General features: G+C 68.9%; 19 protein-coding genes and 1 pseudogene. 9 read left to right on the forward strand and 11 right to left on the reverse strand.

Annotated elements, in window-relative coordinates; all coding sequences use genetic code 11:
* Positions 1-20: 20 nt before the first annotated feature.
* From AC07DS_RS08940 to dnaA, 5 genes are all read right to left on the reverse strand, one after another.
* Positions 21-566, reverse strand: a complete 546-nt coding sequence (locus tag AC07DS_RS08940) for a DciA family protein (RefSeq protein WP_145878975.1) — start codon at positions 564-566, stop codon at positions 21-23.
* Complete coding sequence (recF, locus tag AC07DS_RS08945) at positions 563-1,684, reverse strand: DNA replication/repair protein RecF (protein WP_479143802.1); 1,122 nt, start codon at positions 1,682-1,684, stop codon at positions 563-565. The genes AC07DS_RS08940 and recF overlap by 4 nt, the downstream gene beginning before the upstream one ends.
* A 52-nt stretch (positions 1,685-1,736) precedes the next feature.
* The gene (gene gnd, locus AC07DS_RS08950) at positions 1,737-2,612 is read right to left on the reverse strand and encodes a phosphogluconate dehydrogenase (NAD(+)-dependent, decarboxylating) (RefSeq protein ID WP_479143803.1); all 876 of its coding nucleotides are present in this window, start codon (positions 2,610-2,612) and stop codon (positions 1,737-1,739) included.
* Positions 2,613-2,766: 154 nt separating this feature from the next.
* The gene (dnaN, locus tag AC07DS_RS08955; RefSeq protein ID WP_336113188.1) at positions 2,767-3,897 is read right to left on the reverse strand and encodes a DNA polymerase III subunit beta; all 1,131 of its coding nucleotides are present in this window, start codon (positions 3,895-3,897) and stop codon (positions 2,767-2,769) included.
* Positions 3,898-4,907: 1,010 nt separating this feature from the next.
* A complete protein-coding gene (dnaA, locus tag AC07DS_RS08960) occupies positions 4,908-6,890 on the reverse strand; it encodes a chromosomal replication initiator protein DnaA (RefSeq protein ID WP_479143804.1) in 1,983 nt (660 codons plus the stop codon).
* Positions 6,891-7,264: 374 nt separating this feature from the next.
* On the opposite strand from dnaA, the gene rpmH reads away from it, so the two are divergent.
* From rpmH to AC07DS_RS09005, 9 genes are all read left to right on the forward strand, one after another.
* Complete coding sequence (gene rpmH, locus AC07DS_RS08965; RefSeq protein ID WP_015659252.1) at positions 7,265-7,402, forward strand: 50S ribosomal protein L34; 138 nt, start codon at positions 7,265-7,267, stop codon at positions 7,400-7,402.
* A 21-nt stretch (positions 7,403-7,423) separates the two neighbouring features.
* Positions 7,424-7,795: a ribonuclease P protein component gene (gene rnpA, locus AC07DS_RS08970; RefSeq protein WP_479143805.1), complete on the forward strand. Its 372-nt coding sequence runs from the start codon at positions 7,424-7,426 to the stop codon at positions 7,793-7,795.
* Positions 7,792-8,157 (forward strand): membrane protein insertion efficiency factor YidD, encoded by a 366-nt coding sequence (gene yidD / locus AC07DS_RS08975; protein ID WP_479143806.1) that lies wholly within the window; start codon positions 7,792-7,794, stop codon positions 8,155-8,157. The genes rnpA and yidD overlap by 4 nt, the downstream gene beginning before the upstream one ends.
* A 3-nt stretch (positions 8,158-8,160) precedes the next feature.
* Positions 8,161-9,441: a membrane protein insertase YidC gene (yidC, locus tag AC07DS_RS08980; RefSeq protein WP_479143807.1), complete on the forward strand. Its 1,281-nt coding sequence runs from the start codon at positions 8,161-8,163 to the stop codon at positions 9,439-9,441.
* A 15-nt stretch (positions 9,442-9,456) separates the two neighbouring features.
* On the forward strand, positions 9,457-9,969 hold the full coding sequence (locus tag AC07DS_RS08985; RefSeq protein ID WP_145878960.1) for a Jag family protein: 513 nt from the start codon (positions 9,457-9,459) through the stop codon (positions 9,967-9,969).
* 117 nt (positions 9,970-10,086) lie between these two features.
* Positions 10,087-10,803 carry a 16S rRNA (guanine(527)-N(7))-methyltransferase RsmG gene (rsmG, locus tag AC07DS_RS08990; protein WP_145878958.1) on the forward strand — a complete coding sequence of 239 codons (717 nt, stop codon included), beginning with the start codon at positions 10,087-10,089 and terminating at the stop codon, positions 10,801-10,803.
* A gap of 308 nt (positions 10,804-11,111) precedes the next feature.
* The gene (locus AC07DS_RS08995; protein ID WP_479143933.1) at positions 11,112-12,185 is read left to right on the forward strand and encodes a ParA family protein; all 1,074 of its coding nucleotides are present in this window, start codon (positions 11,112-11,114) and stop codon (positions 12,183-12,185) included.
* Positions 12,182-13,282, forward strand: coding sequence for a ParB/RepB/Spo0J family partition protein (locus AC07DS_RS09000; RefSeq protein WP_479143808.1), 1,101 nt, complete (start codon positions 12,182-12,184; stop codon positions 13,280-13,282). The genes AC07DS_RS08995 and AC07DS_RS09000 overlap by 4 nt, the downstream gene beginning before the upstream one ends.
* Before the next feature lie 316 nt (positions 13,283-13,598).
* The gene (locus AC07DS_RS09005) at positions 13,599-14,216 is read left to right on the forward strand and encodes a GNAT family N-acetyltransferase (RefSeq protein WP_479143809.1); all 618 of its coding nucleotides are present in this window, start codon (positions 13,599-13,601) and stop codon (positions 14,214-14,216) included.
* A gap of 77 nt (positions 14,217-14,293) precedes the next feature.
* Here the strand turns inward: AC07DS_RS09005 and trxA are convergent.
* The 6 genes and pseudogenes from trxA to murJ all read right to left on the reverse strand — a co-directional run.
* Positions 14,294-14,629 (reverse strand): annotated as a pseudogene (trxA, locus tag AC07DS_RS09010) (thioredoxin); the annotation flags it as partial.
* Between the two features lie 33 nt (positions 14,630-14,662).
* Positions 14,663-15,628 (reverse strand): thioredoxin-disulfide reductase, encoded by a 966-nt coding sequence (trxB, locus tag AC07DS_RS09015; RefSeq protein WP_479143810.1) that lies wholly within the window; start codon positions 15,626-15,628, stop codon positions 14,663-14,665.
* A gap of 170 nt (positions 15,629-15,798) precedes the next feature.
* Positions 15,799-16,728 carry an anti-sigma factor family protein gene (locus tag AC07DS_RS09020; protein WP_479143811.1) on the reverse strand — a complete coding sequence of 310 codons (930 nt, stop codon included), beginning with the start codon at positions 16,726-16,728 and terminating at the stop codon, positions 15,799-15,801.
* On the reverse strand, positions 16,725-17,450 hold the full coding sequence (gene sigM, locus AC07DS_RS09025) for an RNA polymerase sigma factor SigM (RefSeq protein ID WP_479143812.1): 726 nt from the start codon (positions 17,448-17,450) through the stop codon (positions 16,725-16,727). Before sigM ends, AC07DS_RS09020 begins: the two co-directional genes overlap by 4 nt.
* A gap of 26 nt (positions 17,451-17,476) precedes the next feature.
* Positions 17,477-19,192, reverse strand: a complete 1,716-nt coding sequence (locus AC07DS_RS09030; protein WP_479143813.1) for a protein kinase family protein — start codon at positions 19,190-19,192, stop codon at positions 17,477-17,479.
* Positions 19,193-19,310: 118 nt separating this feature from the next.
* On the reverse strand, positions 19,311-21,226 hold a 1,916-nt coding region (gene murJ, locus AC07DS_RS09035; RefSeq protein WP_479143814.1), incomplete at its 5' end, for a murein biosynthesis integral membrane protein MurJ.

The raw sequence follows: 21,226 nt of genomic DNA on the forward strand, positions 1-21,226 counted from the left end.
ACCGCACGACGTGAGGTACGTCACCCGTAGGTGTCGCCCGGGCCCGTGCTCCCCGGAGCCCGCAGCGGGCCGTAGCGCCGGGCGGGACCGCCGGGGCCGTTGACCTTGAGCAGCCGGACCGTGCCGTGTCCGAGGTCCTCGTTGAGCCGGGCGACCAGGGTCGGGGCGAGCAGCCGCAGCTGGGTCGCCCACGCCGTCGAGTCGCACTGCACGGACAGCACCCGCTCGTCCTCGTCGTACCGCTGCGGCACACAGTGCTTCGCCAGGTCCTCGCCGACGATCTGCGGCCAGCGGCCCATGACACCGCCCACCGCGGCCGGCGTCTCCCAGCCGCGCTCGTTCAGCAGCCGGTTGATCGCGGCACCGAGCGCCATCGGGTCGCGTCCGTCCGCACGCGCGCCCGAGCGCAGACCGCCGCCGCGCCGCGCCTGCTTCTTCTGCCGCGCCGCGTCGCCACGCGCGCGTGCCTGCTCCTTCGCGGCGCGCAGCGCCACGCGCGCGAGGTCGACACCGGAGGGCTCCGGAGACTTCCCGGGGTTCTTCGGGGTGGGTTCGTCGGTGCTCATACGCGCTCCACCGTCCCGTCGGCCACCGCGTAGCGGGCGCCGGCCAGTACGTGCGGTACGTCGTCGTCCACAGCGGCGGTGACCAGCACCTGCTCGCCGGGCGCGACCAGTTCGGCCAGCCGCTCACGGCGGCGGGCGTCCAGCTCGGCGAACACGTCGTCGAGGATCAGTACGGGCTCGTTGCCCTCCGCCCGCAGCAGGTCGTACGAGGCCAGGCGCAGGGCGAGGGCGTAGGACCACGACTCGCCGTGGGAGGCGTAGCCCTTGGCGGGCAGCTGACCGAGTTTGAGAACCAGATCGTCCCGGTGCGGGCCCACCAGGGTGACGCCCCGCTCGATCTCCTGCTTGCGCGCCTCCGTGAGCGCCGCCATCAGCTGGCCGTACAGGTCCTCGCGGGTGTGCGCCTCGCCGGGCGCGGACGGCTTGTACTCCAGCGCGATGGGACCGCCGCCCGGGGCCAGCTGCTCGTACGCCTTGTCGGCCAGCGGCTGCAGCGCGGCGACCAGGTCCAGACGCTGCGCGAGCAGCTCGGCGCCCGCGCGCGCGAGGTGCTGGTCCCACACGTCCAGCGTGGACAGGTCCATGGAGCGGCCGCCGTGCCTGCGCGCGAGCGCCGCGGTCTTGAGGAGCGTGTTGCGCTGCTTGAGCACCCGCTCGTAGTCCGAACGCACACCCGCCATGCGCGGCGAGCGCGCGGTGATCAGCTCGTCCAGGAACCGGCGCCGCTCACCCGGATCCCCCTTGACCAGCGCGAGGTCCTCCGGAGCGAACAGCACGGTCCGTACGATCCCCAGCACGTCCCTCGGCCTGACCTGCGAGGACCGGTTGATGCGGGCGCGGTTGGCCCGGCCGGGGTTCAGCTCAAGCTCGACCAGCTGCTGCCGCTCGCCCTGTCTGACCTGCGCCCGGATGACGGCCCGCTCGGCGCCCATGCGGACCAGGGGGGCGTCGGAGGCGACGCGGTGGCTTCCGAGGGTCGCGAGATAGCCCACCGCCTCGACCAGATTGGTCTTGCCCTGCCCGTTGGGGCCGACGAAGGCGGTGACGCCCGGGTCGAGCGGAACCTCGACCCGGGCGTACGAGCGGAAGTCGGCCAGCGAAAGATGCGTGACGTGCATGGTCGTTCGCCGACCTCCCCCAGGGTTGTGGATCGCGGAGCGACCCTGTGGATTACTTCTTCGCTACGGCGTGGCCGCCGAACTGGTTGCGCAGCGCGGCGATCATCTTCATCTGCGGCGAGTCCTCCTGGCGGGAGGCGAACCGCGCGAACAGCGACGCGGTGATCGCGGGAAGCGGCACCGCGTTGTCGATGGCGGCTTCCACAGTCCAGCGTCCCTCACCGGAGTCCTGTGCATAACCGCGCAGCTGGTCGAGGTGCTCGTCCTCGTCCAGCGCGTTCACCGTGAGGTCGAGCAGCCAGGAACGGATGACCGTGCCCTCCTGCCAGGAGCGGAAGACCTCGCGGACGTTCTCCACGGAGTCGACCTTCTCCAGCAGCTCCCAGCCCTCGGCGTAGGCCTGCATCATGGCGTACTCGATGCCGTTGTGGACCATCTTCGCGAAGTGGCCCGCGCCGACCTTGCCGGCGTGCACCGAGCCGAAGTCGCCCTCCGGCTTGAGCGCGTCGAAGACGGGCTGCACCTTGGCGACGTTCTCGGCGTCGCCGCCGTACATCAGCGCGTACCCGTTCTCCAGGCCCCAGACGCCGCCGGAGACACCGCAGTCGACGAAGCCTATGCCCTTGGCGGCCAGCTCCTCGGCGTGCTTCTCGTCGTCCGTCCAGCGGGAGTTGCCGCCGTCCACGACCACGTCACCGGGCTCCAGCAGCTCGCCGAGCCGGTCGATCGTGGACTGCGTGGCCTCGCCTGCCGGGACCATCACCCAGACGACGCGCGGACCGCTGAGCTTGCCCACAAGCTCTTCGAGGCTGTGGACGTCCGCGAGGTCGGCGTTGCGGTCGTATCCGAGGACGGTGTGGCCCGCGCGGCGGATCCGCTCGCGCATGTTGCCGCCCATCTTGCCGAGGCCGACGAGACCGAGCTCCATCAGTTGTGTTCCTTAGGTTGCTGTGTGGCGTGTGGGGCACCTGCGTACCCGGGTCCGAGCCTAGTCCCGGACCCTCACGCACAGCTGTGGGCATACGCGCTCATACGTATGCCCTCACCTGGGGCTTTGTCCTGTGGATACCGGCGGCTGCGGCTCAGCCGCTGAGCCGCACCGGCATGATCAGGTACTTGTAGGCCTCGTCCGCCTCGGCGTCCAGCGCCGGCTTGCCGCTGAGCAGCGCGGGCTTGGTGGACGTCGTGAACGACAGCTGGGCCACCGGGGAGTCGATGGCGCTCAGACCGTCCAGCAGGAACGTCGGGTTGAAGGCGATCGAGATGTCGTCGCCGTCCAGCTGCGCGTCAACCCTTTCCACAGCCTGTGCGTCGTCGCTGGAGCCGGCCTCCAGGATCAGCACGCCCTGCTCGAAGCTCAGCCGCACCGGGGTGTTCCGCTCGGCGACCAGGGCCACACGCTTGACGGCCTCCACGAAGGGGGCGGTCTCGATCACGGCGACGGAGTTGAACTCGGTCGGGAACAGCGTGCGGTACTTCGGCAGGTCGCCCTCGAGCAGACGCGTGGTCGTACGACGGCCCGCGCCCTCGAAACCGATCAGTCCCTCGCCCGCGCCCGAGCCGGACAGCGCCAGCGTGACGCTGTCGCCCGCACCGAGCGACTTGGCGGTGTCCAGGAGCGTCTTGGCCGGGACCAGGGCGACCGCGGAGGTGTCGGGGTTCTCCGGCTTCCACAGGAACTCGCGGACCGCGAAGCGGTAGCGGTCGGTGGAGGCCAGGGTGACCGTGTCGCCCTCGATCTCGATGCGCACACCGGTGAGGACGGGCAGCGTGTCGTCGCGGCCGGCGGCGATGGCCACCTGGGACACGGCGGCGGCGAAGACCTCGCCGGGAACGGTGCCCGTGGCGGTCGGCATCTGCGGCAGCGCCGGGTACTCCTCCACAGGCAGGGTGTGCAGTGTGAATCGCGAGGAACCACAGACCACGGTCGCCCGTACACCGTCTGTGGAAATCTCCACCGGGCGGTTGGGGAGAGCGCGGGAGATGTCGGCGAGCAGCCGGCCGGAGACGAGAACCGTGCCCTCCTCCTCGACCTCGGCCTCGACGCTCACCCGAGCGGAGACCTCGTAGTCGAAGCTCGACAGGCTCAGCTGGCCGTCCTCGGCCTTCAGCAGGAGGCCGGCGAGGACAGGCGCCGGCGGACGGGCCGGGAGGCTGCGTGCAGCCCACGCCACTGCCTCCGCGAGTACGTCGCGTTCCACCCGGATCTTCACCGTAAGCCGCCTCCTGCTGTTGCTACTGAGTCCTCCGACTCGGTCTCACCGCCCACTGCGAAGGGCAGGACACCGGGGACCAGTCTGACGCACCGCACTGACAGTAGGTGCCTGTCGGGGTCAAGTCGCTCCGAGGGGCAGCCGGGCTCGAGAGCGCGAGTTGTGCACAGGCCCCGCTTCGAAACGGATTCCGAGCTCTCTCTAGTCGGAAGTAGTAGTAGGGGCTGTGGATACCGTGGATAACCACGTTTGCCCAGCTCAGAGCACGAATTTTGTCCACTGACCCTGTGGGTGGAGGCGGTGGACAACCAGGGGTCTCTGTGGAGAACAGAAAGTTCTGCACACACCGCCCACAGCTCGAGGGCAGTTCTCCCCAGCTGTGTCCCCAGGTTTACCCACGTTTCCCACACCCCAATCCGGCAGCTTCGTGTGACGGGGTTCACTCGACGCGGTGAGAGGGTGCGTCGCGTTGCCGAACAGTGGACAGCCATGTGGAGAAGCCGGGATTCGCTGGGGACAACCGGCCTCAGCCTGTGGGCTTCCCGTGGAAAACTTCGTCCACAGTCTGTGGATCTCCGTTTCGTCCACAGACTGTGGAGATCGTTCGTCCACGATTCCACAGGCAGCTGAGCTGGGCGGACGCCGCTTCCCCAAGCTGCCTGTGGACGCAGTTCGGGACAACTCCACAGTCCCCAGCATGTGGACGGAAGAAACTCACCGAATCTGTGGAGAGCGGCCGTAACCAGGCACTTAATCGAACACTCGGTGGCCGGGGAGGGACACCCGAGGCGCGGCGACGAGCCGTCGGCAGGGCGCGATGAGGGGTGCCGGAGGCTGCCCGGGAAGTGGAGGACGGTCGGCTGAGGACGCGGAGGACGGTCGGCTGAGGACGCGGAGGACGGCGGCTGGGGGCGCGGAGAGCGGCCGCCAGGGTTGTCGCACCCGGACGCGAAGAGGCGCCCCCGGGATGTCTTCCCGAGGGCGCCCTCAGCGTCGGTCTGCGGCTGCCGTCAGCCGTTCTTGATGCGGTTGGTCAGCTCGGTCACCTGGTTGTAGATCGAGCGCCGCTCGGCCATCAGCGCGCGGATCTTCCGGTCCGCGTGCATGACGGTCGTGTGGTCGCGGCCGCCGAAGTGCGCGCCGATCTTCGGCAGGGACAGGTCCGTGAGCTCACGACACAGGTACATGGCGATCTGGCGGGCCGTGACCAGCTGGCGGCCGCGCGAGGTGCCGCACAGGTCGTCGACCGTGAGGCCGAAGTAGTCCGCGGTGGACGCCATGATGGCCGACGCGGTGATCTCGGGGGTCGAGTCCTCGCCCCCGGGGATCAGGTCCTTGAGGACGATCTCGGTGAGGCCCAGGTCCACCGGCTGCCGGTTGAGCGAGGCGAACGCCGTCACCCGGATCAGCGCGCCCTCCAGCTCACGGATGTTCCGCGAGATCCGGGAGGCGATGAACTCCAGTACCTCCGGCGGGGCGTTGAGCTGCTCCTGCACCGCCTTCTTGCGCAGGATCGCGATGCGCGTCTCCAGCTCGGGCGGCTGGACGTCGGTGATCAGACCCCACTCGAAACGGTTCCGCAGCCGGTCCTCCAGCGTCACCAGCTGCTTGGGCGGCCGGTCGCTGGAGAGCACGATCTGCTTGTTCGCGTTGTGGAGCGTGTTGAAGGTGTGGAAGAACTCCTCCTGCGTCGACTCCTTGTCCGCGAGGAACTGGATGTCGTCGACGAGCAGGATGTCCATCTCGCGGTACCGCTTGCGGAAGCTGTCGCCCTTGCCGTCGCGGATGGAGTTGATGAACTCGTTGGTGAACTCCTCGGAGCTCACGTACCGCACGCGCGTGCCCGGGTAGAGGCTGCGGGCGTAGTGCCCGATCGCGTGCAGCAGGTGCGTCTTGCCGAGCCCCGACTCCCCGTAGATGAAGAGGGGGTTGTAGGCCTTCGCGGGTGCCTCGGCGACGGCCACCGCGGCAGCGTGCGCGAACCGGTTGGAGGCGCCGATGACGAAAGTGTCGAACAGGTACTTCGGGTTCAGCCGCGCGGTCGGCTCACCGGGACCGCTCGCCGGCGCGGGCTTCGCGGCCAGCGGACCGGGCGCACCGCTCCCGCCGGCCGGCGGCAGGTCCGGGCGGCCGGGGCCGCCGCGGTGCACCGGGCCGGCTCCGGCCGACTGGTCGGGCCGTTCACGCCGGACGGGGTCGCGCTGGTCGTACTCGGCGCGCGCGGAGTCGTAGTCGGCACGGGAGTTGTAGTTCGGGCGCTCGTACTCCGAGCGGTCGTAGTCCGGACGGTCGTACTCCGGGCGCGGGGCGTCGTAGTCGCCGCGCTGCTGGTCGTACGACGGGCGCTCCATGCCCTTCGGGCGGTAGTCCTGGGGCGGCGAGTCGTAGGTGTCCTGCCCCGAGGAGCCGTAGGAGTCCTGCGACGGCGAGGCGTACGGGTCACGCTCGGGGAAGCCGAGGCGCGGCTGCTGCCAGCCGTACTCGTCCTGTCCGGGCCGCGGCCAGGCGCCTGGCTCGGGCCGCTGGTACTCGGACGGATACGCGGGCCGGGCGGTCGGCAGCTGGTCCCCGCGGGGGCCCGGCTCGCTGCCCGGGAGCGGTTCGGCGGCACGATGCCGGCCGTAGCCCTCGTACGGTCCGGAGGGCAGCTCCGGCTCCTCGTAGCGCTGCTGCCGCTGCGGCTGGGCGGGCGGTGCCTGCGGGGCCGGCGGCTCGCCGGCCGAGTCGTCCACGGTGATCGCGATGCGGATGGGGCGGCCGCACTCGCGGCTCAGGGTCTCGCTGACGATCGGCGCGAGACGGCCCTCCAGTACGTTCTTCGCGAATTCGTTCGGTACCGCGAGCAGGGCGGTGTCCGCGACCAGCGCGAGCGGCTGGCAGCGCCGGATCCAGTGCTCGTCCTTCGCCTCGACGCCCTGTCCTCGGCCTTCGCCGAGGAGCTGCTCGAGTACTCGTGGCCACACTGCGGCAAGATCGGCAGGTACGTCAGCCACAGGGCACGCTCTCTCACAGGTCCCACGAACGTGTGGTTGTGGGACGGGTCGGGATGAAAATCGGGTCGGGCGGGGATAAGGGAACGAATCGGAGTCCAGCCACGGTAGTCAGCGCGGCGGCTACGGTTCAAGTTGTTGTCCCCAGCCTGTGGATAGTGTCTCTCGGCGACCCTCGGTTTGACCGGATGGCGTAGCCCCGCGTACCGTAACCAGGTCGAGTTGTCGATGGCTGCTGCCGCCTGCCTCCGAAGGGCACAGGTCACGTCAGGTGATCGGGAAGCGGTGCACTCGGGCGTGACGCGAGCTACTCGTGGGCGCACGGTGACAGCCAGGACGGCACCCGCCACCACCGATTTGATTTCTGGAGCCCTCGAGTGAGCAAGCGCACCTTCCAGCCGAACAACCGTCGTCGCGCGAAGACCCACGGCTTCCGCCTGCGGATGCGTACCCGTGCGGGCCGCGCGATTCTCGCGAACCGTCGTGCCAAGGGTCGCGCCAGCCTGTCCGCCTGATCCCGATCAGGTCATGACGTCGTGCTGCCCACCGAGAACCGGCTGAGGCGGCGCGAGGACTTCGCGACCGCGGTACGGCGGGGTCGTCGGGCAGGTCGCCCGACCCTCGTCGTCCACCTTCGTAGCGGTGCCACGGACCCGCACGCGCCAGGGGAGAGCGCTCCCCCGACGCGTGCGGGTTTCGTCGTGAGCAAAGCTGTGGGTGGAGCGGTCGTGCGCAACCAAGTGAAGCGCAGACTTCGCCACCTGATGCGTGACCGAGTCGTCCTGTTTGCCCCCGGTAGCCTGGTAGTCGTACGAGCGCTGCCCGGAGCGGGCGACGCAGACCACGCACAGCTGGCCCGAGACCTGGACGCCGCCCTCGAGCGGCTGCTGGGAAGGGGCGCGCGATGAAGTACCCGCTACTGGCTCTGATCAAGCTGTACCAGTGGACGATCAGTCCGCTTTTGGGGCCGGTGTGCAAGTACTACCCGTCGTGCTCCCATTACGGCTTCACGGCCATCGACCGGCACGGTGCGATCAAGGGAACGGCACTCACCGCCTGGCGCATCCTCCGGTGCAATCCGTGGTCGCTCGGCGGTGTGGACCATGTTCCGCCGCGCAAGCGCCCGCGGTGGCACGAACTGCTGCGCAACGCTTGGCGCGCACGCAAGGGCGGGACCTCCGCCGCCGAACCGGCCATCGAGGAGAAGCCTCACTCCGAGCTTTCCCCGAGCCCGGCCGCAGAGACCTCGTCCCATGCCCAAGGAGCATGATTAGTGGACACGATTGCCAGCCTCTTCAGCTTCATCACGACACCTGTCTCCTGGGTCATCGTCCAGTTCCACACGGTGTACGGCGCCATCTTCGGCCCCGACACCGGGTGGGCCTGGGGCCTGTCGATCGTGTCCCTCGTGATCCTGATCCGTATCTGCCTGATCCCGCTCTTCGTGAAGCAGATCAAGGCGACCCGGGCCATGCAGACGCTCCAGCCCGAGATGAAGAAGATCCAGGAGCGCTACAAGAACGACAAGCAGCGTCAGTCCGAAGAGATGATGAAGCTGTACAAGGAGTCGGGCACCAACCCGCTCTCCTCGTGCCTTCCCATCCTGGCGCAGTCCCCGTTCTTCTTCGCCCTGTACCACGTGCTCAACGGCATCGCGTCGGGCGAGACCATCGGCGTCATCAACCAGCCGCTGCTGGAGAGCGCCCGTAAGGCGCACATCTTCGGCGCCCCGCTCGCCGCGAAGTTCAAGGACAGCGCCGAGACGATCCACGCGCTGGGCGCCTCGGTCGTCGACGTCCGCGTCGTGACCGTGGTCATGATCGTCATGATGTCGGCGTCGCAGTTCTACACGCAGCGCCAGCTGATGACGAAGAACGTCGACACCACGGTGAAGACGCCGTTCATGCAGCAGCAGAAGATGCTGATGTACGTCTTCCCCATCATGTTCGCCGTCTTCGGTATCAACTTCCCGGTCGGTGTCCTGATCTACTGGCTGACCACCAACGTGTGGACCATGGGCCAGCAGATGTACGTCATCCACAACAACCCGACCCCGGGTTCCAAGGCCCAGGCCGCCTACCTGGAGCGCCTCACCAAGCACGTCACGCACCACGGCAAGATCCGTCGCCGCAGCGAGAAGACCATCGTCAAGGCGATCGTCGCCAAGGGCCGCGACCGCAACGAGTTCGAGCGCAAGTTCATCAACGGGCTGAGCAAGGCGGGCCTCGCGGCCCAGACCGACGGCACCGTGGTGAAGAGCGAGAGCCAGGCCGTGGCGCAGACCGAGGACGGCACGACGGCGACCACCGCCGCCGCCCGGCGCCAGCAGCCCAAGCGTCAGACCAAGGCTCAGCGCCAGTCCGGCGCGACCAAGCAGGCGGGCGACGAGACGTCGGCCACTTCTCTGGAGAAGTCCGACGCCGACGAGCCGCAGGACGCCAAGCCCGCCGCTGCCAAGGAGCCCGAGAAGCCCGGCTCCGGCACCCGCAGCAAGGCCCAGTCCGGCCAGCGCAAGGGTGGCCCGCAGCGGCCCAAGTCCCCGTCCAAGAAGTAAGAAGGAGCCCATCCCGTGACGGAAGGCACCACCTCCGCCGCTGCCGAGGGTGCAGACACCCTCACCCGCCTGGAGCAGGAGGGCGAGATCGCGGCGGACTACCTGGAGGGTCTGCTGGACATCGCCGACCTCGACGGCGACATCGACATGGATGTCGAGGCCGATCGCGCCTCCGTGTCGATCATCAGCGACACCAACAGCCGCGACCTGCAGAAGCTGGTCGGTCGTGACGGCGAGGTGCTGGAGGCACTGCAGGAGCTGACGCGCCTGGCCGTGCACCGGGAGACCGGCGACCGCAGCCGTCTGATGCTGGACATCGCGGGCTACCGCGCCAAGAAGCGCACCGAGCTGTCCGAGCTGGGTGCCAAGGCCGCCGCCGATGTGAAGAACACCGGCGAGCCCGTGAAGCTCAAGCCGATGACCCCGTTCGAGCGCAAGGTCGTGCACGACGCGGTCAAGGCCGCCGGGCTGCGCAGCGAGTCGGAGGGCGAGGAGCCGCAGCGGTTCGTCGTCGTGCTGCCCGCCTGATCGGACTCTCACGTTTTACCGGCCCCGTCTGCCCGCAGACGGGGCCGAACTTTGTCAGCCTGGTAGTTCTGGTGGTCGGTGCGCGAAGCGCCGGCGCTGTACGGAAGGACGGTCCCCGTGACGGAGGCAGCGGCGCTTCCCCCCGCGCCCGAGCAGGCGCGGGAAGTGTTTGGTGATCGCTTCGCCGATGCGGTCCGCTATGCGGAGCTGCTCGCCGAGGCGGGTGTGCAGCGTGGCCTGATCGGCCCACGCGAAGTGCCCCGTCTGTGGGAGCGGCACCTGCTGAACTGCGCAGTGCTCTCGGAAGCGGTCCCCGAGGGGGTGACGGTGTGCGACGTCGGCTCGGGCGCCGGTCTGCCGGGTATCCCCCTGGCCCTGGTCCGGGACGACCTGAACATCACCCTGCTGGAGCCCCTGCTGCGGCGCACGACCTTCCTCACCGAGGTCGTCGAGCTGCTGGGCCTGGATCACGTCACCGTGGTGCGCGGCCGGGCCGAGGAGGTCATGGGCAAGCTGCCGCCGGTCCATGTGGTGACGGCCCGCGCCGTGGCTCCGCTGGACCGTCTGGCCACCTGGGGCATCCCGTTGCTGCGCCCGTACGGCGAGATGCTCGCGCTCAAGGGGGACACCGCCGAGGAGGAGCTGAAGGCGGCGGCCACCGCGCTCAGCAAGCTCGGTGCGGTGTCGACCTCGATCCTGCATGTGGGCGAGGGCGTGGTGGATCCCCCGTCCACGGTCGTGCGGGTCGAGGTGGGAGAGAGCCCGGGCGGTGTGCGTTTCGCGGCCAAGCGGGCCAAGGCGGCCCGGACGGGGCGGGTACGGCGACGTCGCTGACGCGCGAGATCGGTGTTGCCGGCCTTGGAGGCAGGCATCTCTGACCGTCCTGACGACGAGACGTACTCCACACAAGCTGCCAAACGTACGCAAGCCGGAGTGTCGCGACGGTCCGGCCGCCATCGCTGTGCATCGTGTTTCACGTGAAACGTCGCTCACTGCTGCACGGCATCATCAGTCGCGGCCGCGCCGCGGCCGAACCTCGCGACCGGAAGCCTCTCGGTTCACTCGGGGAGGCATCGGAGTTGTCCACAGAGGTGGATTTCTCCACAGAACACCAGGCCTCACTGGTTCACGACCCCGAAGACATGGGAGGCTCTGTTCATTGCGAGCCTGAAGTCGAGGAGAGTGAATCCGTGCGGTCCGACGCCAACATCGCGGGACCGATGACCGATCCGGTCCCCGGTCCCCGTACCGAGTCGATGGGGGCGGATGTTTCACGTGAAACACCGCCCCCGATGGACGACACTCCCATCGGTCGCGCTGCCCAACTGGCGGTGGAGGCTCTGGGCCGCGCCGGCGAAGGCCTGCCGCGCCCTGAGCAGACCCGAGTCATGGTGGTCGCCAACCAGAAGGGCGGCGTGGGCAAGACCACGACGACCGTCAACCTTGCCGCTTCGCTGGCTCTGCACGGCGCCCGCGTTCTGGTGATCGACCTCGACCCGCAGGGCAATGCCTCCACGGCGCTGGGTATCGATCATCACGCGGAAGTGCCTTCCATCTACGACGTCTTGGTGGAGAGCAGGCCGCTCGCTGAGGTCGTCCAGCCCGTCCCTGATGTCGAAGGCCTCTTCTGCGCTCCTGCCACCATCGATCTCGCCGGTGCGGAGATCGAGCTGGTGTCCCTGGTGGCCCGTGAGAGCCGGCTGCAGCGCGCGATCCAGGCGTACGAGCAACCGTTGGACTACATCCTCATCGACTGCCCGCCCTCGCTGGGCCTGTTGACGGTCAACGCGCTCGTCGCGGGCCAGGAAGTCCTCATCCCCATCCAGTGCGAGTACTACGCGCTGGAGGGACTGGGCCAGCTGCTGCGCAACGTCGACCTGGTGCGGGGGCACCTCAACCCCACCCTGCATGTGTCGACCATCCTGCTCACCATGTACGACGGCCGGACGCGTCTCGCCTCGCAGGTTGCGGAAGAGGTGCGCACTCACTTCGGCGACGAGGTGCTGCGGACGAGCATTCCCCGCTCAGTCCGTATCTCCGAGGCGCCGAGCTACGGGCAGACGGTGCTGACTTACGATCCTGGATCGAGCGGTGCCCTCTCCTATCTTGAGGCGGCCCGAGAAATCGCGCTGAAGGGCATCGGCGTCAGCTATGACGCCAGCCAGGCCCACATCGGCGCCCAGAACGACCCGAGCATGGTGGAGGGTATCCAGTGAGCGAGCGACGGAGGGGGCTGGGCCGTGGACTCGGCGCGCTGATCCCTGCTGCCCCGACCGAGAAGAACCCGGCTCCGGCCGCGATGGGGAGTGGAACGTCCACGTCTCCGGCAGCGGTTCCGGTGCTGACGACCGACCGCGGGGTGGCCGCGGCGAAGGTGGCCACGTTGCCGCCTGTTTCACATGAAACCGAGGAGCCCTCGCTGAGCCCTGCCGCGGAGGCTCCCGTGCCTCCGGTGGGTGCCCACTTCGCCGAGCTGCCCCTCGACGCCATCACGCCGAACCCGCGGCAGCCGCGTGAGGTCTTCGACGAGGACGCGCTGCAGGAGCTGGTCACCTCCATCAAGGAGGTCGGCCTCCTTCAGCCCGTAGTCGTACGACAGCTGGGTCCCGGCCGCTATGAGCTCATCATGGGTGAGCGCCGCTGGCGGGCCTGCCGTGAGGCCGGCCTCGAGGCCATCCCGGCGATCGTCCGGGCCACCGATGACGAGAAGCTCCTCCTGGACGCCCTGCTGGAGAACCTGCACCGGGCGCAGTTGAACCCGTTGGAAGAGGCGGCCGCCTACGACCAGCTGCTGAAGGACTTCAACTGCACGCACGACCAGCTGGCGGACCGCATCGGGCGCTCCCGCCCGCAGGTCTCCAACACCCTGCGGCTGTTGAAGCTGTCGCCGGCGGTCCAGCGCAGGGTCGCCGCCGGGGTTCTCTCCGCCGGTCACGCCCGGGCGCTGCTGTCCGTCGAGGACTCGGACGAGCAGGACCGACTGGCGCATCGCATCGTGGCCGAGGGCCTCTCGGTGCGGGCCGTCGAGGAGATCGTGACCCTGATGGGTTCGCGGCCCCAGACGACCCAGCGCTCCAAGGGCCCGCGGGCCGGTGCCCGGGTCTCCCCGGCGCTGAGCGAGCTGGCCACCCGTCTGTCGGACCGCTTCGAAACCCGGGTGAAGGTCGACCTCGGTCAGAAGAAGGGCAAGATCACCGTCGAGTTCGCCTCCATGGAGGACCTTGAGCGGATTCTCGGCAGCCTCGCCCCGGGCGAGGGGCCGGTTCTGCAGAAGGGTCTCCACGACGGCGACTCCGAGGAACAGGACGACTGAACCTCCGGCGGTCCCGCCGGAGGGGGCAGGGGAGCGGATCGCATCCGGTGTACCGGAAGGCGGTCCGCTCTTTGCTTTGAGGCAGGTATCGAGGGAATCGCTTCGTGGATACGATGCGGATGGGGTAGGCGCATCCACCTGGCGGATCTCTGAGTGGGGAGACAGGGGCCATGCGATCGATGAGCCGCACCGGATTGGTGAGCGCTGGCTTGGGCCTTGGGGCCGTCGGCGGATTCGTCGGCAGCCTGCTCAGGGAACGGAGCGCTCTGACAGCCGCTCGCGACGCAGCGGGCGAAGGAAGCGAGGAACAGCCTTCATGGGGCGCCGGCTCGTACCGCTCACGCTGGACAACGTTCAGGACCTTCCCAAGCGCTGTCGCTCGTGCGTCTTCTGGGAGCTCGACCCCGTCAGCGGCGAAGCCGCGGTAAAGGCGGGCACCTCCGCGCTGGAGAAGGAGTCCTGGATCTCCGCTGTCCTGCTGGACTGGGGATCGTGCGGCCGGGTGGTCTACGTCGACGACATCCCCGTGGGCTTCGTTCTCTACGCGCCGCCGGCCTATGTCCCGCGCTCCACGGCGTTCCCCACGAGTCCGGTCTCACCGGATGCCGTCCAGCTCATGACGGCGTTCATCATGCCCGGCTACCGGGGGCAGGGGCTGGGCCGGGTGATGGTCCAGGCGGTCGCCAAGGATCTGCTGCGCCGGGGCTTCAAGGCGGTCGAGGCGTTCGGTGACGCCCGTTGGAGGGAACCCGCCTGTCTGCTGCCGGCCGACCATCTCCTGGCCGTGGGCTTCAAGACGGTCCGGCAGCACCCCACGCACCCCCGTCTGCGGCTGGAGCTGCGCTCGACGCTCTCCTGGAAGGAAGACGTGGAGATGGCGCTCGACAGGCTGCTGGGGGCCGTACAGAAGGAACCGGTGCTGCGGCCGCTGTAGTGGTCGGTGTCAGCCGAGAGCCTCATGCAAATGGGCCAACCCAGAAGGGTTGGCCCATTCGTGTTTCACGTGAAACGTCACTCGGCGATGAACTCGTCGAGGTCGCGCACCAGCGCAGCCTTCGGCTTGGCACCGACGATCGTCTTGACGACCTCACCGCCCTGATAGACGTTGAGGGTCGGGATGGACATGACGCCGTACTTGGCGGCCGTGCCCGGGTTCTCGTCGATGTTCAGCTTGACGATCTCGATCTTGTCGCCGTGCTCGGCGGCAATGGCCTCGAGGGACGGAGCGATCTGGCGGCACGGGCCGCACCACTCGGCCCAGAAGTCCACCAGGACGGGCTTGTCGCTCTTGAGGACGTCCTCGTCGAAGGACGCGTCGGTCGTGCTCTTCAGGGCCACGGTGGGCTCCTTATCTTCTGCGGTGGGGCGGGGAAGGGAAGGTCAGACGGCGGCGGCGGCCTCGGCCTTGTCCTCGTCCGCGAGGGCGGAGAGGAAGCGCTCGGCGTCGAGGGCGGCGGAACAGCCGGTGCCGGCCGCGGTGATTGCCTGCCGGTACGTGTGGTCGACTACGTCACCGGCGGCGAAGACACCGGTCAGGTTGGTGCGGGTGGACGGGGCGGCAACCTTCAGGTAGCCCTCCTCGTCCAAGTCCAGCTGGCCCTTGAACAGCTCGGTGCGCGGGTCGTGGCCGATCGCGATGAACAGGCCCGTCACCGGCAGATCGGAAAGCTCACCGGTCTTGACGTTGCGCAGCTTCAGACCGGAGAGCTTCTGGTCGCCCTGCACCTCGGCGACCTCGCTGTCCCAGACGAACTTGATCTTCGGGTCGCCGAAGGCACGCTCCTGCATCGCCTTGGAGGCGCGCAGGGTGTCACGGCGGTGCACGATCGTCACGGACTTGGCGAACCGCGAGAGGAAGGTGGCCTCCTCCATCGCGGTGTCCCCACCGCCGATCACGGCGATGTCCTGGTCCTTGAAGAAGAACCCGTCACAGGTGGCGCACCAGGAGACACCCCGGCCGGAGAGCGCGTCCTCGTTCGGGAGGGCGAGCTTGCGGTGCTGGGAGCCGGTGGTGACGATCACGGCCTTCGCCCGGTGGACCGTACCCGCGGTGTCTGTGACGGTCTTGATCTCACCGGTCAGGTCGACGGAGACGATGTCGTCCGGGATCAGCTCGGCGCCGAAGCGCTCGGCCTGCGCCCGCATGTTGTCCATCAGCTCAGGACCCATGATGCCGTCGCGGAAGCCCGGGAAGTTCTCCACCTCGGTGGTGTTCATCAGCGCGCCACCGGCGGTGACAGCCCCCTCGAACACCAGCGGCTTCAGCGAGGCGCGCGCGGTGTAGAGCGCCGCCGTGTAGCCTGCCGGCCCGGAGCCGATGATGATCACGTTACGGACGTCGCTCACGGCTTGGTTCCTCGTCTCTGGTCTGCGTCAGTCGACCGGTGGGAGCCCCTTTCGGAACTCTCACCCCACCCAACGGATCCTAAGGGGCGCGCATTCCCGTTGTGTCCGGGCACACGGGGATCGCCCACGGTACGGATGACCGCACAGACGGAGATGAATCCTCTACCGACTCAGGTCCGAGGGAGAGACTGCTTGAGCAGGACCTTACCGACGGACGAAGTGGCCTGGTGGACGCAGTCCGCGTCGACGACATAGGCCGTGACTCGGGTGCTGTCGCCGACGTCGGGCATCACGACGAGATAGGCACTCCTGCCGCCATAGGTACCGGTCTTGGCGCCGAGGACTGCGTCGCTGCTGTTGATCGCCTTACGGACGCAGTCGGGAACCGAGGGCTGCGTCTGGATCAGGGTGTTCGCGCTCTGGGTGGACCCGGGGCTGTTCTGCTGGGAGTCGATACCGGAGCGTGGTCGCCGGCTCTCGGAGCCCGGCTCCGTGCCCTTTTTCGTGGCGAGCAGGTCCTTCACCTGGCTCTGCACGCTGTCCCCGGAGAACGCGCTGGTGGCCGGTGTCGGTCGGCCGTGAGCGGTCGTATCGGCCCCGCCACCCATGAGCGACTGGAGGACGAGCGAGCCGGCTCCCAGGACGGCGGCGGTGAGAACGGCACCCAGGGCGACGGTCCGGCGGCGCCGAGCACGCTCGCGTCCCTTCCTTCCCGGGCCGGTGGATCCGCTGGGGCGCCCGCGGGGGCGGTCCGACGGGACCGATGTTTCACGTGAAACACGACCACCGGTGCGGGCCGGCTCCTCGGAAACGAGGAGGGGCGCGGCCAGAGCCTCAGGTGCGGTGGAGGCCAGCAGCGCTTCGGCGGCAAGGGCGGCGTCGATACGCCCGGCGACGTCCGCCGGCATCCGCGGCGGCCCCGGCATGGTGCCGAGCAGCCCCCGGATCTCCTCCAGCGAGGCATGCACGTCCGCGCACAGCTCGCACCCTTCCAGGTGGCGCCGTACCGCAGTGCTTCGATCCGGTGGGAGGAGGCCTTCGGTGAGGTCGGAAATCTCGGCGACGTCCGGGTGCCCGGCCGTGTCTGTCGAGGAAGTCACGCTCGCCCACCTCCGCCCTTCACTACGGTTGAATCGCTCGGACCCGTACGCCCAGGACCCTTGTCATGGGGATCCGTCGCAGGTGGGACGGATTTCCCTTCCACCCGGTTCCGTCCCGGCCCGGGTTCTTTTTCGTCATCGGTATGGCCGGGCCGCAGATGGGTGAGCAGCGGAAGAAGTCTGGCCCGGCCTCGGGCGCAACGGCTCTTCACCGTCCCCGTCGGTACATCGAGGATCCGGGCGGCCTCGGCCACGGGATAGCCCTGCATGTCCACGAGGATCAGAGCCGCACGCTGCTCATACGGAAGCGTGCCGAGGGCCTCGAGGAGCTGACGGTGCACATCGTTCCGCTCGGCCGGAGCGGAGGCCGCCTCGTGCGGCTCCAGTAGCTGTTCCAGCCGCTCGGTGTCGTCGACCGGAGCGGTCTTCCTGGAGGCGGCCTTGCGGGCCCGGTCCAGGCAGGCGTTCACGGTGATGCGATGCAGCCAGGTCGTGACGGCCGACTGCCCCCGGAAGGTGTGCGCTGCCCGGTAGGCGGACACCAGCGCGTCCTGGACGGCGTCAGCGGCCTCCTCGCGGTCCCCCAGAGTGCGCAGCGCCACCGCCCAGAGTCGGTCCCGATGCCGCCGCACGATCTCACCGAAGGCATCGGGGTCGCCTTCCACATGGCGGGCGAGAAGGTCCTGGTCGCTCACACCGTCGTATCCGGCGCCCTCCGCCATCTGCCCCCTCCGGTTCGAGTGAGACGTCAGCCCGTGAACCGCACTTCGCCGATGGCCTGCTTGAAGCCGGCCTGGGAATACGTGACCGAGTCCGGACCCGAGTACGGCACAGCGGTCAGCCACACGAGGACGTATTGCGTCTTCACCGACTTGGTGACCTTCACCGTAGCGGTATTACCCGAGGTTGTGACGCTGCCGATCTTCTTCATCGAGTCGAGTGATGCCGGCTCCAGCGTGTCGGCCGCGTACAGCTCGACGGTCGTGTGGTTGCCGCCGTAACGGAGGTCCAGGGTGGCCGTGCTGAGATTCTTCGCCGAACCGAGGTCATAGACGATGCCGACACCCGGCTTGAGCGGCGCGATCGGGGGGCCTTCGGTGAAGGTTTTGGTCCTCCAGTACGTCGACGCGTTGTGGTCGTAGGTCTTGGAGACATCGTTGGGGTGCTGGGGGTCGCCGACGGCGACGAACTCCCGGCTATTGGCGATCTTTATCGGCGTTGCCTTCGGCTTCGCGCCGTTCTTGTCCCCGCCGTCCTGGACCTGTGTCTTGTTGGTGTCGTCCGACTCGCCCTGGCCCATCAGAGCGTCCGCCAGCTGCCAGCTGCCCAGGCCCAGTGCGGCGATGAGGAGCGCCGAGACAGCCCACTTCAGAGCCTTGCCGGTGCGGCTCTGCAGCGGGGCCGGCGGGGCCGCGATCGGCTGAGAGACGCCAGGGCGCGCTGCGGGGCGTCCGTACGTGCCCTGCTGGTACGTCGTGCGCTGGTACTCCGGCGGGGCCGTGAACGCCGGCTCCGGCGGGCGGATGCGGGGCATCTCGCCGATCGCCTTGACCAGCTCCTCCGGAGTCGTGCAAGGAGCCTCGTGCCGGGACGCGGTGGCCCCGTCGTTCACCAGGGCGCGCATGGTGAGTTCGGACAGCCCGCGGTGGACACCGGCGCGCACCTGGTCCGGGGCGATCAGGCCGATGTCCTTGGGCAGGCCGGACAGGCCGTAGGCATCGTTCTCGTACGGCCAGCGCTGGGTCAGCGCGGCGTACAGCAGGGCGCCGATCGACTCGGTGTCGGTGCGCTGCGGGGTGTCGGAACTGATACCGCGCAGCGCCGCGTTCACGGCCAGGCCGCGGATGCGCCACTGACCGGTGGAGGCACGCAGGACGGCGTTCGGGTTCAGCCGCAGATGGGCGAGCCCCTCGCGGTGCGCGGCGGCCATGGCGGAGGCCACCTGACTGACCATCTGGTAGGCGTCGTGCGGCTCCAGTGGGCCGGCCGCCAGCAGCGCGGTCAGTTCGGTGGCGTCGGGCAGCCATTCGTGCACGACGTAGACGAGGTCGTTCTCCTCGACGGCGTCCAGGACCTGGACGAAGCGTGGATCGCCGAGCAGCGCCGAGGAACGCGCTGCGGCCAGTACCGACCGGGCCCGCGCATGGTCCGCGGGCAGGATGTGAACGCCGACGGCGCGACGGAGTTTCTCGTCGACCGCACGCCAGCTGCTGAATCCGTCCAGTCGGGTGACGCACTCCTCGAGACGGTAGCGTCTGGCGAGTTTGTGACCGCTGTGCAGTTCCGGCGGTGAGGCCTTCTTTCCATGACCGTCCGTTCCGCCGCTCCCCTGCCCCTCGCTGTCCGTGTCCCGCTCCGGGTTCTGGGCCACCCCGTCGGCCGTGGACTGGTCCGCCTTGGCGGTCAGCGGCTGCTCGCCGCTGTTGTCTGCCACGTCGACGGCAGCCGTGCTCCGTTCCGCCACCGTCGTCCCTGCCTCCCCATCTGTTGCACGCTGTCCGACGCCGAATCCAATTGTGCCCACAGTCCGACGCTATGCACGACACACAGCTGCGGACGATGGTTGTGCGCCTACCCCCGACTCAGCGACCCAGACGCCCGCGCACCATGCCCACGAGCGAGTTGAGTTCGTCGATCCGCATCCGGCGGGCGGCGACGAAGAAGACACCGAGCAGGACCGCGCCGCCGACCACCAGCGCCGCGAAGGAGCCGATGACGCCCTGGCCGAGAGTGTGCCCGATGCCGTAGCAGACCGCACCGCTGAGCAGGGCCGCCGGTACCGAGGCGATGCCGAGCCGCGCGTACGTCCGCAGCACCCGTGCGCCGTCCAGGTCACCGCCGAGCCGCTTGCGCAGCCTCCGCCAGGCGACGCCCACACCGATCGCGTAGGCGAGGCCGTACGCGGCAGCCATGCCCGCGACCGCCCAGCGGGCCGGCAGCAGGAGGTAGCAGAGCCCGGAGGCGCTCGCGTTGACCGCCGCCACGATGACGGTGTTGTAGAAGGGCGTCCGGGTGTCCTCGTAGGCGTAGAAGGCGCGCAGGACCACGTACTGCACGGAGTACGGGATGAGGCCGAGGGCGAAGGCCATCAGCATGTAACCCATGTTGACGGCCGAGTTGGTGCCTGCGGAACCGAAGATCAGGGTGCACATGGGGATGCCGAGGGCGAGGAAGCCGAAGGCGATGGGCACGATGGCGACCGCGGTGGTGCGCAGGCCCTGGGAGATGTCGTCGCGGATGGCCCCGCTGTCGCCCTCGGCGGCCGACCGCGAGATGCGCGGCAGAAGCGCGGCCATGAGAGACACCGTGATGATGGCCTGCGGCAGACCCCAGATCAGCTGGGCGTTGGCGTAGGCGGCGAAGCCGGTGCCCTTGACACCGGAAGCGTCGCCGGCGGCGGTGGAGAGCTGCGTCACGACCATGGCGCCCACCTGGTTGGCGAGGACGAACAGGATCGTCCACTTGGCGAGCATCGCGGCCTTGCCCAGGCCGTGGCCCTTCCAGTCGAAGCGCAGCCGGATCCGGAATCCGGTCTCGCGCAGGTAGGGGATCATCGCGAGGGCCTGGACGACCAGGCCGAGCAGCACACCGACACCGAGCAGTCGCTGGCCCTGCGGCGGGATGCTGGCGACGTCCAGGTGGGAGTTGGCTGCGGTGCCGTAGACCCAGATGAACGCGCCGAGCGAGATGATGATGACGATGTTGTTCAGGACCGGCGTCCACATCATCGCGCCGAACTTCCCGCGCGCGTTCAGGATCTGCCCCATCACTACGTGGATGCCCATGAAGAAGATCGAGGGCAGGAAGTAGCGGGTGAAGGTGACCGCGACGTCGTTGGCCGCAGAGTTGTCGGCGATGGTGGGAGACAGCGCCCGCACCAGCAGCGGCGCCGCGAGCATCGCGAGACCGGTCAGTGCGGCCAGGGCCACCATCACGAGGGTCAGCAGCCGGTTGGCGAAGGCCTCGCCGCCGTCCTCGTCCTCCTTCATGGAGCGCACCAGCTGGGGCACGAAGACGGAGTTGAGACCGCCACCGACCGTGAGGATGTAGATCATCGTCGGCAGCTGGTAGGCCACCTGGAAGGAGTCGGCGAGGAAGCCGAGGCCCAGCGCGGCGGCGATCAGCGCGGAGCGGATGAAACCGGTGAGCCGGGACACCATCGTGCCCGCCGCCATGACCGCGCTGGACTTGAGCAGCCCGCCGGCCTTCCCGCCCTTCTTCGGGGCGGGAGCCGTGGGCGCGGAGGCCTCCGCGGGAGCGGACGGACCGACGGGCTCGGGAGCCGCGGCCGGGGCCGGCACCGGCGGCTGGACCGGCTGTCCGGCCTGGTACGGAGTCTCGGCGTACTGGTTCGCGTACTGCGGGCTCTGGGCGTGCGGCGGCGCCGGGTACGGAGCCGCCGGGCCCGGCCCGGGGGGGGGGGGGGGGGGGGGGGGGGGGGGGGGGAGGGGGGGGGTGAGGGGGGGGGGGGGGGGGCTCTTGTTTTTCTCTGAGAAGG

The organism is Streptomyces sp. NPDC044064, assembly GCF_056434245.1.